Below are 12,754 nucleotides of genomic sequence, written 5' to 3'. Positions count from 1 at the left end.
CCGGCCCGTCCGACCCGACCACCCTCCCCGCGGGGGTGCGAAGTTATGGAGCGAGTGCATGTCCTCCGGTATCGGCGCACGACTGGCCGCCATGATCCCGCCAGGGGTGCTGCGCCTGGGCCTCGGGACCGCGGTGCTGGGCCTGGCCTCCTACATCCACCTGGCGCTCGCCGGACACGTCCTGTCCCCGAACGCCAAGTCCGCGGTCTCCGTGCTCTGGACGCTGGCGTTCTCCGTCGGCTACAGCATCTCGATGCCCATCGAGCAGGAGATGGGCCGCATCATCGCCTCAGAGGTCGAACACGGCCGGGGCACCACCGCGGTCCTCAAGCGCGGCGCGGTGCTCGGCGCGGGCCTGCTCGGCGTGGTCTGCCTGCTGCTGGTGGTGCTGTCCCCGCTGCTGGCGCACAAGCTGTTCAACGGCAGCTACGGCATGGTGGCCGCGCTGGCCGGCGCCTTCGCCGGGCTGGTGGTCACCGCGGTGTGGCGCGGCGTGCTGGCCGGCCACAGCCAGTTCGCCGACTACGGCCGGCTGATGTGGATGGACGGCGCCCTGCGCATCGTGCTGGCCGCGGTCTTCGCCGCCGCCGGTGTGAAGTCCGCGATCTGGTTCAGCCTGATCCTGACCATCGCCCCGCTGACCGCGCTGGCCGCGATGACCCCGCGCGTCCGCAGGGCCCTGACACCCGGCGGCGACCTGCCGTGGTCGGCCATCACCAAGGGCATGGGCCTGCTGATCGGCTCGATGCTGCTGTCCCAGGTGGTCCTGAACATCGCGGTGATCAACGTCAAGCTGCTGGCCCCGGCGCAGGTCACGCTGGTCAGCGCGCTGCTGGCGGCGCTGGTGCTGGCCCGGGTGCCGCTGTTCGTCTTCGGCGCGCTGCAGTCCGCGCTGCTGCCGGGTCTGGCCACCGCGCACGCCGCCGGCGACACCGCCGGGTTCCGGGCGCTGGTGCGGCGCAGCACCGGCATCGTGGTGGTGCTGGGCCTGGGCAGCGCGCTGGGCTGCGTGGTGATCGGCCCCTGGTCGGTGCGCACGCTGTTCGGCATGGCCAACGAGATCGGCGTGACCGACTTCGCCTGGCTGTCCGTCGGCTCGCTGTTCTACATGCAGGCCATGGTGCTGGGACAGGCGCTGACCGCCGAGAACCGGCACCGGGAGCAGTTGTACGCCTGGATCATCGGCACGGCGGCGCTGGCCGCCGTCACCTTCGGTCCGGGCGGGATCACCACCCGGGTGGAGCTGGCCTACGCGGTCGGCTCGATCGTCACCGCCGGCGCCATGGCGCTGATTCTGCGGAGCAGGCGGCCTGTGCGCGCCGACCTGGCGGTCTCTACCGAGGCGGAGGGCCAGGCGCACGGTATGCTGGCCGCCCATACTGGCGCGAGTGGGTGGGAACATGGAAAGTCTTGACGACGCTTGGATCGTCATCCCGGTCTATAACGAGGGCACCGTCATAGGCGGGGTGGTCGAGGAGACCCGGAAGACGTTCCCGAACATAGTCTGCGTCGACGACGGAAGTCGCGACGAGTCCGCGGAGCAGGCCCTGGCCGCCGGAGCGCACCTGGTGCGGCACCCGGTGAACCTGGGCCAGGGCGCGGCCCTGCAGACCGGTATCCGCTACGCGCTCAGCCAGGGCGCGGAGTACGTGATCACCTTCGACGCCGACGGCCAGCACCGGGTCGAGGACGCGCTGACGATGGTGCGGGTCGCCAAGTCCGGCGAAGCCGACGTGGTGCTCGGGTCCCGGTTCCTGACCGGCACCGAGGAGGTGCCGATGATCAAGCGGGTGGTGCTGCGCACCGTGGTCACCCTCAGCCGCACCTCGCGCAAGCTGAAGCTGACCGACGCGCACAACGGCCTGCGCGTGCTGAACCGCAAGGCCGCCACCCAGCTGCGCATCACCATGAACGGCATGGCCCACGCCTCGGAGATAGTCGCCTTCCTGGCCTCCTCCGGCTTGCGGGTCAAGGAGGTTCCGGTGATCGTCATCTACACGGACTACTCCAAGTCCAAGGGACAGTCGTTGATCAACGGCGTCAACATCCTGTTCGACCTGTCCGTGCGGCAGCGAGGGGCCTGAGACCATGCTCGCCATCCAAATCGTCCTCGTGATCATGGCGCTCGCGCTGTTCGTCCTGTTCACGCAGCGTGCGCACACCGTGCGGACCCAGGCGGTCAAGCGCATAGGGTTCGTGCTGTTCATATTCGGCGGGATCTACGCGATCCTGCGGCCGCAGGATGTCAACTGGATCGCGCACAAGCTCGGCGTCGGCCGTGGCGCGGACCTGGTGCTGTACCTGCTCGTGGTGGTCGTGGCGTTCTTCGCCGCCAACACCTTCCTGCGCTTCCGCAACCTGGAGCGCCGGTTCACGGACCTGGCGCGCTCGGTGGCGCTGAGCAACGCCGTGGTGCCCGCGCCGCGCCGGGAGTCGGACGCCCTCGCGGCGGTCGAGACCGCCGCCGGCGCCGGGTCCGCGGGCTCTGACAGCGCCGCCGACACCGAGGTCGCCTCCGAGGTCGGCACTGAGGTCGGTACTGAGGTCGGCACCGAGGTCGCGCAGCCGGTTCCGGCCGGCTCCGGGCGGCAGTCGTGACCTGGCTCGTCACCGGCGGCGCCGGGTACATCGGCGCGCACGTCGTGCGCGCGCTGCGCGCCGAGGGCCTGCCCGTGGTGGTGTTCGACGACCTGTCGACCGGCGCCAAGGAGCGGGTCCCGGACGACGTGCCGCTGATCGCCGGCAGCGTGCTGGACGGCGACCTGCTCACCGACGTCCTGCGCGAGCACGACGTCGCCGGCGTCGTGCACATGGCCGGCAAGAAGCGGGTCGACGAGTCGGTGGCCGAGCCCACGTTCTACTACCGCGAGAACGTCGAGGGTGTCAGGTCCCTGCTGGACGCGATGGCCGCCGCCGACGTGCGGCGCCTGGTCTTCTCCTCCTCGGCCGCCGTCTACGGCATGCCGGAGCAGGAGGGGCTGGTCCGCGAGGACGTCGACTGCCGGCCGCTGAGCCCCTACGGCCAGACCAAGCTGGTCGGCGAGTGGCTGGTGCGGGCGCAAGGCCTGGCCCGCGGGCTGGCGTTCGCGAACCTGCGCTACTTCAACGTGGCCGGCGCCGCCGAGCCGGCGCTGGGCGACCAGGGCGCGTTCAACCTGATCCCGATGGTGTTCGCGCGCCTGGACGCCGGCCGGCCGCCGCTGGTCTTCGGCACCGACTACCCGACCCCGGACGGCACCTGCGTCCGGGACTACATCCACGTCGCCGACCTGGCCACCGCGCACGCCGCGGCGGCCCGCCGGCTGGCCGGCGACCCGCGGGCGGCGCTGACGCTGAACGTCGGCCGCGGCGCGGGCGTCTCAGTGCTCGAAGTCCTGACCGCGGTGGCCGCCGCCACCGGCCTGGACACCACCGGAGAGCCCGCCGACCGCCGGCCCGGCGACGCCCCGAGCGTGGTGGCCGCCGCCGACCGGATCGGCGCGGAGCTGGGCTGGCACGCCGAGCACGACCTGGCCTCCATGGTGGACTCGGCCTGGGCCGCCTGGCAGGCGCGCCGCGCGACGAAGACGGGCACCGAGCGTTCGTGAGCAGTGAGGAATCCATGACCGAGTACGACGGCCGGCCGCCCCTGCTCGACATCGTCATGCCGTACTACGGCGACGTGCCGATGATGCAGGGCGCGGTGCGCAGCGTGCTGGCGCAGACCGACGCACGCTGGCGGCTGACCGTGGTGGACGACGGCAAGGAGCCCGGCGTCCCGGAGTGGTTCGCCGAACTCGGGGCCCGCGACCCGCGGGTGCGCTACGAGCGCAACGAGCACAACCTCGGCATCACCGTGAACTTCCAGAAGTGCCTGGACGCCGCCGGCGCCGACCTGGTGACGATGATCGGCTGCGACGACGAGATGCGGCCGGACTACGTGGCCACCGTGCTCGCGCTGTACGAGGCACACCCCGAGGTGGCCATGGTGCAGCCCGGCGTCGAGGTGATCGACGAGCACGGCGCGGTCGTGGACCCGCTGGCCGACCGGATGAAGCGCAGCGTGTTCGCGCCCAAGGTCGGCGGCGTGCAGATCATGGGCGGCGAGGAGCTCGCGGCCTCGCTGCTGCGTGCCAACTGGATGTACTTCCCGTCGATCTGCTGGCGCACCGAGGCGATCAAGAAGGTCGGCTTCGACCCGGCGTTCACCATCGTGCAGGACCTGAACGTGACGCTGAGCCTGGTCAAGGCCGGCGAGAAGCTCGCGGTGTCGGACCACGTGTGCTTCCGGTACCGGCGGCACCTGGCCAGCGAGTCCTCGGCGCAGGCCGTGGACGGCAAGCGGTTCCGCGAGGAGCGCCGCTTCTTCCTGGCCGAGGCCGGCCGCATGGAGGAGCTGGGCTGGCACCGCGCGGCCCGCGCCGGGCGCCGGCATCTGGCCTCGCGGCTGCATGCCGCCACGCTGGTGCCCTCGGCGGCCAAGCGCGGGGATGTGAAGAGCTTGCGGCGGCTGGCCGGCTTCGCGCTGCTGCCCGCCAAGGACACCAGCAAGGACACAGCCAAGAACGCGGACAAGAACGCGGACAAGAACTGAGCGAAGCGCTGATCGTCGCCGTCGGCGACGATCAGCGCAGCGTAACGGTTTGGCAACGATGCGCCCGGCGGTATCGTGACCTCTCAGGCATCGCCACGCACAAGCGGTCGATCCGTACGATGAACGGCCCTAAACTGGCGGGATGCCGTCCGCCTCTTCCCGCGCCGTCCTGCGCCTGAAACCGCGTACGACCGGGGCGAAGGCTTTTCTGCTGGCGTTCGTCGGCTTCTTCCTGCTGGGAGCCGCGTGGTCCCTGGCGATGCCGTATGACGGATCCGCGGATGAGTTCCGTCACGTCGTACGCGCCTACGGAGTGCTCGACGGGCAGGTCGCCGCGCGTGTCGACGCGCAGATCACGGTGCCCGAGAGCCTGGTCCCGAACGGCATCGCGGATCAGGACCCGCAGGCGTGCATGCGCTGGAAGCTCAACGTCACCGCGGCCTGCGTGTCCGCCCCCGCGCCCGGCGACGAGCACCGCATGGTGGTCACCACCAGCGGCGCGGCGAACTACAACCCGATCTACTACGCGGTCGCCGGCTGGCCGGTGAAGCTCTTCCCGGACTACGGCGGCGTCATCGCCGCCCGGCTGCTGACCTGCCTGCTGACCAGCGCGCTGCTCGGCGGCGCGGCCGCGGCCGCGGTCCGGCTGGCGCGCGGGCGCGGACCGCTGGTGCTCGGCGGGGTGCTGCTGGCGGTGACGCCGGTCGCGGTGAACCTGACCGGGGCGGTGAACCCGGCCGGTCCGGAGATCGCCGCCGCGGTCGCGGTGTGGACCTCGCTGATCGCGATCTTCCTGGCCCGCGACGACTCCAAGTGGACGCTCGCGCTGTTCGGCGTCTCCGCCGGGACCCTGGCGGTGCTGCGGGAACTCGGCATCGGCTGGCTGCTGGGCGCCCTGGTGGTGGTCGCGTTCGGGGCGTCCAAGGACCGGCTGCGCGAGCTGGCCCGGCGGCGCTCGGTGCTCCTGTGGTCGGCCGTCGTGGTGGTCGCGGTCGTCGTCGGAGCGGCCTGGATACTGCTGTCGACCCAGGCGGGCATCCCGAAGAGCGGTCAGACCACCAACGCGATCCCGCAGGGCATGAAGCTCTGGATAAAGGAGCTGACACACCGGGTCCCGATGTACACCAACGGCCTGGTCGGGCTGACCTCCTTCGGGGACGTCGCGATCCCGCTGCCGCTGGTCCTGGCCTGGTTCGCGGCGGTCGGCGCGCTACTGGTCACGGCGGCGCGCCGGGCCGGCATGCGGGTGCTGCTGCAACTCGCCGCGATCGTGGGCGGCGCCTACCTGTTCCTGATCGGCGCGGACCTGCAGGCCGCCGCCACCGGCTGGTGGTTCTCACAGGGCCGCTACGCGCTGCCGATGCTGGTCGGGGCGCCGATCCTGGCCGGGTTCGTGCTGGCCGACCGGGGTCTGGTGTCCGTCGGCCGGCAGGCGACGCTGATGCGCTGGGCCGCGTGGATCCTGATCCCGACGCAGGTCGTCGCACTGTGGATCACCATGGTCCGGTTCCAGCACGGCTTCCACAGCCTGCACCCGAACCTGGTCTTCCTGTTCGACCAGACCTCGTCGGTGAACCCGTTCTCCGGGGCGTGGACGCCACCGGGTTCCGGGGTCCCGGCGGTACTGCTCGGCGTGGCGGGAGTAGTGGCATTGCTCACCCTTGTACTCCGTGCGGCACGCTCCAGGCCGATATCGGACATCGAAACGGTCACAATCCGTGAACGGTACATAAGGATTTCCTAAGCTCCGAGGTCCGATCCGTGGACGGGTCGGTAGCATGGACGCCACGCCCATGGCCAGCGGGGGAGCGGCCGGTTTCGTTGCGGGGCGGAACACGGATGAAGGAGTACGACCGATGCGGTATCGGCTGGCCGCGGGCATCGCGCCCGGCACCTGGACCGCGCGTCGCGTCTGGCTCACCGCCTTCGTGGCCTTCTTCGCGCTCGCCGCGGCCTGGGCCCTGGCCTCCCCGCTGACCTCGGTCCCGGACGAGCCCTGGCACATGGTGAAGGCCGCGGCCACGGTCCGCGGCCAGTACCACGGCACGCCGATCACGGTCGTCGAGCACGGCCGCGCGGGCAACACCCCGGTCCCGATGACCGGCTACCGGCTGCCGACCGCGTACTCGTTCCTGACCAACCTGCACGAGTGCTACTACACGAACCCGCACGTGCCGGCCTCCTGTGCCCGGGCCCTGTCCGCGCAGTCGGGCACGGCGCTGGCCGGCACCACCGCCGGGTCCAACAACCCCCTGTACTACCTCGCGGTGGGCTGGCCGAGCCTGCTGTCCGGCGGCCCGCTGGGGATGTACGGCATGCGCCTGGTCTCGGCCGCGCTGAGCTCGGCGATGCTGGCCAGCGCGGTGGTCACCGCCTTCCAGTGGAGCCGCCGGCGGCGCTACCTGATGACCGCGGTGCTGGCCGCCGCGACCCCGATGGTGTTGTTCCTCAACGGCGCGGTGAACCCGAACTCGCTGGAGGCCACCTCGGCCATCCTGCTGTGGATGGCGGTCCTCAGCCTGCTGACGGACCCCCGCCCGGAGATGGTGCCCCGGCTGCTCACCCGGGTCGGCGTGGCCGCGCTGGCGCTGGTGTCGGTGCGGCAGCTGGGCCCGGCGTGGGCCCTGGTGATCATCGTCTGCGCGGCCCTGGCCGGGCAGCGCGGCGCGCTGCTCGACACGCTGCGGCGGCGCACGGTGTGGCTGTGGACCGCGATCGTCGGCGTGGTGGGCCTGGGCTCGATCGCCTGGACCGCGCGGTTCAGCGTGCTGGGCAGCACCGCGGCCAACCACCCGAACCTGACCTTCTCCGTGGCGGCCCGCCAGACCTTCGCCGACAGCACGGCCTACCTGCGGCAGATGATCGGCTACTTCGGCTGGCTGGACGTCCAGCCCCCTTACCACCTGGCCTCACTGTGGTACATCCCGGTCCTGGCCCTGCTCGTCAGCGCCTGCCTGGTCGGCGGTCCGCGCGAGGTCACGGCGCTGGTCCTGCTCGCCGTCTCGGTGGTCGCCATCCCGGTCGTGGCCCAGGGCCGCCAGGCGCAGACCCTCGGCTACATCTGGCAGGGGCGCTACATGCTCGCCGTGGCCGCCGGCCTCCCGCTGCTGGCCGCGGCGATCCTGGCCAAACGCGAACCCCGCTGGAGCTGGCTGGACCGCGTGGTGAACCGGCTGCCGATGCCGGTGACGGTCTCGACGCTGGTGCTCGGCTTCCTGATGTTCGCCACGACGCTGCGGCGCTACGCGGTCGGCACGCGCGGGCCGTGGCTGACGCTGCATCCCTCGTGGTCGCCGCCGGGAGGCATCGTGGGCGTGGTGCTGCTGTACCTGGTCGGCGCGGGTTTGGTGGCGCTGGTGATGCTCGCGAGCCGGGCACCGTATCCGACGCCGGTCGGGTCCGCGGACAGCGCGGAAGCGGTGGCAGCCTCTGCGCTTGAGGTACCGGCCCTGGCCGGGGCTCCGACGGGGGCGGCGAACGGCACCGCCAACGGCTTGACGAACGGTACGGCGCAGCATCTGAACGGCTCCGGCCCGGCCACAGCCCCGGACAGCGACACCGGGGACCGGGATACCGCGGTCGCGTCGGCTTCCTGAGCGAAGGCTTGGCAGGGCTCGGGCGCGATCCTGTCGGCTTCCTGAGCTTCTTGGCCGAGCTCTGACAGAGCCTGGACAGGGCTCTGACGGGTTTCTGGCGGGCTCGGACAGGGTTGCGGGACCCGAGGGGCACCAACTACCGCGCCAGCGCCTCAGTCCCGCTCTGCGCCTGTCCCCCGCCCCGCAGCACGTTCCTCCGAGCCTCCGCCACGGCGTCCGCGTTCAGCGCCGCCAGACCCTTCGCGTCCAGATCCGACAGCGGGCTGCCGAGCTCTGCGCGGGTGCGGATGTACAGGCCGACGGTCAGCGTCGGCGCGTCGGCCGGGTCGATGACGGCGTTCGGGTCCAGCCGGGCGTCGCCCCGGTCGTACCAGACCGTCTGCAGCATCGCCTTCTGTCGCACGAACTGTCGGTCGCGGCGGTCGATCGCCGTGCTCAGCGACAGCGTCCCGGCCCCGCACGCGACCACCGCGACCCCGACCGCGACCGCCCGCCACCGCGCCTCCCACCGCACGTCGCGCACCGCCTCGGCGACGATCGGCAGCAGGAACACCGCCGCGATGTAGACGTACCGGGAGGCACCCGCGAGCTGCGTGCCGAACTGTGCGCGCACCAGGCCGGTCATGCTGTACTGCGCGATCGCGCCGGCCCCGAGCGCGATCGCCAGCGCCGCGGGGCGCCCGCGCCGGCAGACCAGGACGAACAAGAGCACGAACACCGCGAACCCGATCCACCACTGCCGCCAGCCGGCCCCGAGCAGTCCCGCCATGCCGGAGCCCAGACCGGTCGGAACGAACGACAGCAGCCCGGAGGCGGCTGTCAGCGACAGCGGCGAGCGCGCGATGTCGGCGTGGCGGGCGCCGTACAGCGGGTACCAGATCCCGTAGGCGACCACCGGCGCTGCCAGCACCATCGCGGCTGTGCGGAAGCGCGCAGGCCGCCACCAAGGCGCTTCTGCGCCATCCCCGCGCTCGGCGCCGGAACGCACGACCAGCAGCACGCCCACCGCCCCGGTGAAGAACAACCCCTCGCCGGAGGACGCCAGCGACAGCACCAAGGCCGCCGAGCCGCCCGCCAGCGCACGCTGCGTCAGGCGCTCGGCGTCCACCAGCAGCACCGCGATCAGCCCGAAGAAGACCGAACACGAGAAGCCGATCTGGAACGCCCAGATGAAGTCGTCCGAGCCGCGCCCCAGCACCAGCAGGATCGCCGCCGCCGCGATGCCCAGGGCGTCGCCGCTGCGCCGCCGGATGATCGAGAACAGCAGGAAGGCGTTCGCGCAGTGCAGCGCCAGCAGGGTCGCGCTGAACGGGAGATAGCTGTGCATCCCGTTCAGCCCGAGCAGCACCCGGTAGATCACCATGGGCACGGTCGACCAGTGCTCCTGGTGCGGGACGAAATAGTCGCTGAAGTGCCAGCCTTCGGCCTTGTCGACGAAATCCCACTCGTCGTAGAAGAAGTCCAGACCGCGTACTGAATACAGTAGTACGCCGAAGGTGACCACACACATGCCGATCACTACGTGAGCAGCGTACTTATAGCGCACAAGCGCAAAGGTCATCACGGACTCAGCTGGAAAAACGCATCCTGATGTCGCACAAGGTCACAGGGTACCGTCATGGCCCACGGCCTGAAGAGCGGGGCCACGGTGATCACCGCGCTGTGGGCATCCGCGCTGCTGCACGTCTGGGAAGCCTTGGCGAGTTCCGCGGAGAACGAAGGCCCGGACGCCCGCCAGTGGCTGGACCGGCCGTAGCCGCCGTATATGCACAGGACGACTAGTCCGAGAATCGCGAACGCGGGAATGACACGCGGTATCGCTACCGCCATACGCGGGGACGCTGTAGTCGCGTCTCTACGTGGCACGACAAGTCCGGCTACCGCGACCAGGAACAAACAGATCGCCGGAAGCTCATAGCGGGGTGCGGCGCTCCCGCCCTGCATGGCCAGGCCGCAGAACAGCAGAAGGCTGTGGACGAGCGCCGTGAACACCAGCGGCCAGTTCGGCGCCGTGATCCGCAGCAACGCCAACAGCAGAGCCACGCCGGCGATGGCCCAGGCGACGTATTGCGTGTCCAGGACGTTTACCGGGAGCCCTAGGCGCTCATTCACATCGGCCGTATAGAGCCCCTGCCCCGCCACTGTCTTGAAGAACTGCCCGACCGCCCAGACGGGGTCGTAGTGCGGCTTCATGGGCCGGTTGTCCAGCGCGTGCCGGAAGACGATGCCGATCCCCTGGAACAGCATCCCGGCGCCCATGCCGAGCGCGGGGAGCGCGCCGCGCCGCCCGCGCACCGTCCACCACCGCAGGAGCGCCAGCGGGAGGAACACGCCGTCCACCGGGTCGCTGCCGATGGTGCAGAACAGCACGAACGTGGCGAGGAACTGGTTGCGCCGGTGCTCCGGGTTCCAGATGACCATCCAGAACGACACGTAGAGCAGCAGGAAGTGCAGACAGGCGAAGTTGTTGGCCAGTTCCAGCTGCCCCACGTAGGGCAGCGCCACCGGGGCCGCCACGGCGACGCGCAGCGCGGTCGAGGGCAGGTGCCGGCTGCTGGCGCGGTAGACGAGCAGCGCGCAGGCGCTCGCCACCAGGGCGCCCATCGTCGCGATGACGGCGGCCGCCCACGACAGCGGGAAGAACCTGACGATCTCTATGAGGACGCGCGGAATGAAGTGCAGGTAGCCGTTATAGGGCGTGAACAGCAGGTCGATGAAGTTGTGCTGCAGCGTTCCCGCATAGAACTGGCGGCCGTCCTCGGCCCATATGGTGTCGGTCGAGCCGAACCCCTGCGTGCGCTCCAGCGACAGCAGGACCGCGGCCACCAGGACGAGGACCGCCACGACGGGCTTCCACGGCCTCCACAGGGCGGTCCTCCGCTTCAGCGCCGCCAGAGGGGACGCCGGGGAGGCCACCGCTACACGGTCGGCTACGTACACGTGTGAGTCCCCCCTGCGCGGAACACCTAAAGTGCCGCGTCGCCAAATGCTCCAGAAGTCTTGTGTTACTAACCTGGGAGGCTACCTCAGCGGCTGCTGAACCTTGTCACGTCTCGTCTACGATTGGCGGATGCCGACCATCGCCGCGGTCACCACCGCGTTCCACCCCGACGAGCGCCTGACCGCGGTCGTGGAGGCGGCGCTGAAGAGCTGCACGCGCGTGGTCGTGGTGGACAACACCCCGGGTGACGGGCCGTTCTTGAGCGATACGCTGCGTGACCGGCACGGCGTCACGGTACTCCGCGACGGACGCAACCGCGGCTTGGCAGGAGCGCTGAACGCAGGCGTGGACGAACTGACGTCACCAGAGCCACCGGACCTGATCCTCTTCCTCGACCAAGACTCCGTCCTCGGCGAGGACCTGGTCACCGGCCTCGCCGAGCACCTGACGGACCCAACCGTCGGCATCGCAGCCCCCGCCCCATGGGACGAGGAGCAGGGCCGCTACTACGAACCGGGCACCGCGAACGGCCCGGACATCGCCGAACGCGACGTGGTCATCACCTCCGGCATGCTGGTCCGCCGCAACGTGCTGACCGAAGTGGGCCCATTCCGCAGCGAGTTCTTCGTCGACCACGTCGACAACGACTTCTGCCTCCGCGTACGCACCGCCGGCTACCGCGTCCTCCGCGACAAGCGCCACAAGCTGCCCCACAGCCTCGGCCAAAGGAACCAGCACAAGCTGGCAGGCCTATCGGTGGCCTCATCACGCCACCCAACCTGGCGCCTGTACTGGATCGCCCGCAACGGCACAGTGCTGATCAAGGAGCACCGCAAGGACGCCCCAGTCTGGAGCCGCAACACCGCACTGTACCTGGCCTGGTGGTTCGCCCTGCGGACCGCGATCGAGGCACCACGCGGACCCCGCGCGATGGCAATGCTGCGCGGCTTCCGGGACGGGGCCCGAGGACGGACCAGTCAGCGGTATCTGCCGCCAGGCGCCGAGATTTAGGCCGGAGCGCTGCTGGCCCGTGGTCGGCCGTTGTGGCAAGAACCGGCGCCTTGGCAGCTACGGCCGGCGACGTGCCAGCGCGACCGGTGGTGTGGTGAGGGGGTCCGAAGGACCATGCGGGGTGTTGGTTCTGGGTCCCTCGCCGCGTCAGCGGGCGCAGCCAACCTGCCCGGTTTGGCGGTGTCAAGCCGGACGAGGCTGGACCACAGCAGCAGGGGTGCGGCTTGATTCCGCCAAACCGGGCTGGTTCCGTTTACGGCGATGACGCGGCGAGGGACCCAGAACCTCGGCGACCACAAGCAGCACCACCAGCAAACAACGCCGCGCAAGCAACAGCGGATAGAAAGCCGAACAGTCGCGGACCGCCGCCAAACCGCCGGACGCGCGGGTCGCCCCCTCGTCGAGGAGCGCCCGCCGGAGGCCTCAACGCACCCACCAAACGCGGCCGCCACCCGCCCGCACGACGCGTGCGCAGTGACTCAGGCTCATGCGTGGTCGTGCACGCGAATACCGGCGGCCGCCAGCGCAACCCACGCCCCTTAACCGAACTGCGTCCCCCTGCGAGGCCATCCAACCATTGGCGAAGCCGTAAAAATTTGCCTGTAAAACCACAGACAAACTGCACATACAGAC

The 12,754-nt window shown here is 70.5% G+C and carries 10 protein-coding genes; 8 read left to right on the top strand and 2 right to left on the bottom strand.

Features of this window, described 5'->3' with window-relative positions; translation table 11 throughout:
- Positions 1-58 precede the first annotated feature (58 nt).
- The 7 genes from GWK61_RS30710 to GWK61_RS30680 all read left to right on the top strand — a co-directional run bounded on the left by GWK61_RS30710 (position 59) and on the right by GWK61_RS30680 (position 8,169).
- Complete coding sequence (locus GWK61_RS30710) at positions 59-1,414, top strand: lipopolysaccharide biosynthesis protein (RefSeq protein ID WP_194914762.1); 1,356 nt, start codon at positions 59-61, stop codon at positions 1,412-1,414.
- Positions 1,401-2,084, top strand: a complete 684-nt coding sequence (locus tag GWK61_RS30705) for a glycosyltransferase family 2 protein (protein ID WP_194914760.1) — start codon at positions 1,401-1,403, stop codon at positions 2,082-2,084. Before GWK61_RS30710 ends, GWK61_RS30705 begins: the two co-directional genes overlap by 14 nt.
- Positions 2,085-2,088: 4 nt before the next feature.
- Entirely contained in the window at positions 2,089-2,598 is a 510-nt protein-coding gene (locus GWK61_RS30700) for a DUF2304 domain-containing protein (protein WP_194914758.1), read from the top strand.
- Positions 2,595-3,587 (top strand): UDP-glucose 4-epimerase GalE, encoded by a 993-nt coding sequence (gene galE, locus GWK61_RS30695; RefSeq protein ID WP_194914756.1) that lies wholly within the window; start codon positions 2,595-2,597, stop codon positions 3,585-3,587. The genes GWK61_RS30700 and galE overlap by 4 nt, the downstream gene beginning before the upstream one ends.
- 14 nt (positions 3,588-3,601) lie before the next feature.
- Positions 3,602-4,573, top strand: a complete 972-nt coding sequence (locus tag GWK61_RS30690) for a glycosyltransferase family 2 protein (protein WP_194914754.1) — start codon at positions 3,602-3,604, stop codon at positions 4,571-4,573.
- Positions 4,574-4,715: 142 nt separating this feature from the next.
- A complete protein-coding gene (locus GWK61_RS30685) occupies positions 4,716-6,317 on the top strand; it encodes a DUF2142 domain-containing protein (protein WP_194914748.1) in 1,602 nt (533 codons plus the stop codon).
- A gap of 112 nt (positions 6,318-6,429) precedes the next feature.
- Positions 6,430-8,169, top strand: coding sequence for a DUF2142 domain-containing protein (locus tag GWK61_RS30680; RefSeq protein WP_194914746.1), 1,740 nt, complete (start codon positions 6,430-6,432; stop codon positions 8,167-8,169).
- A 136-nt stretch (positions 8,170-8,305) separates the two neighbouring features.
- On the opposite strand, the gene GWK61_RS30675 is transcribed toward GWK61_RS30680, so the two are convergent.
- Together GWK61_RS30675 and GWK61_RS30670 are read right to left on the bottom strand one after the other, a co-directional pair.
- Entirely contained in the window at positions 8,306-9,679 is a 1,374-nt protein-coding gene (locus GWK61_RS30675) for a hypothetical protein (protein ID WP_194914744.1), read from the bottom strand.
- A gap of 50 nt (positions 9,680-9,729) precedes the next feature.
- On the bottom strand, positions 9,730-11,013 hold the full coding sequence (locus GWK61_RS30670) for a hypothetical protein (RefSeq protein ID WP_194914742.1): 1,284 nt from the start codon (positions 11,011-11,013) through the stop codon (positions 9,730-9,732).
- Between the two features lie 226 nt (positions 11,014-11,239).
- On the opposite strand from GWK61_RS30670, the gene GWK61_RS30665 reads away from it, so the two are divergent.
- Positions 11,240-12,121 carry a glycosyltransferase gene (locus tag GWK61_RS30665; RefSeq protein WP_194914740.1) on the top strand — a complete coding sequence of 294 codons (882 nt, stop codon included), beginning with the start codon at positions 11,240-11,242 and terminating at the stop codon, positions 12,119-12,121.
- The last annotated feature ends 633 nt before the right edge of the window (positions 12,122-12,754 follow it).

The organism is Catenulispora rubra (assembly GCF_015356825.1).
GTDB classification, from domain to species: Bacteria; Actinomycetota; Actinomycetes; order Streptomycetales; family Catenulisporaceae; genus Catenulispora; species Catenulispora rubra.
The sequence above is the reverse complement of the archived record's forward strand: the minus strand, read 5'-3'. Positions and strand labels throughout refer to the sequence as shown.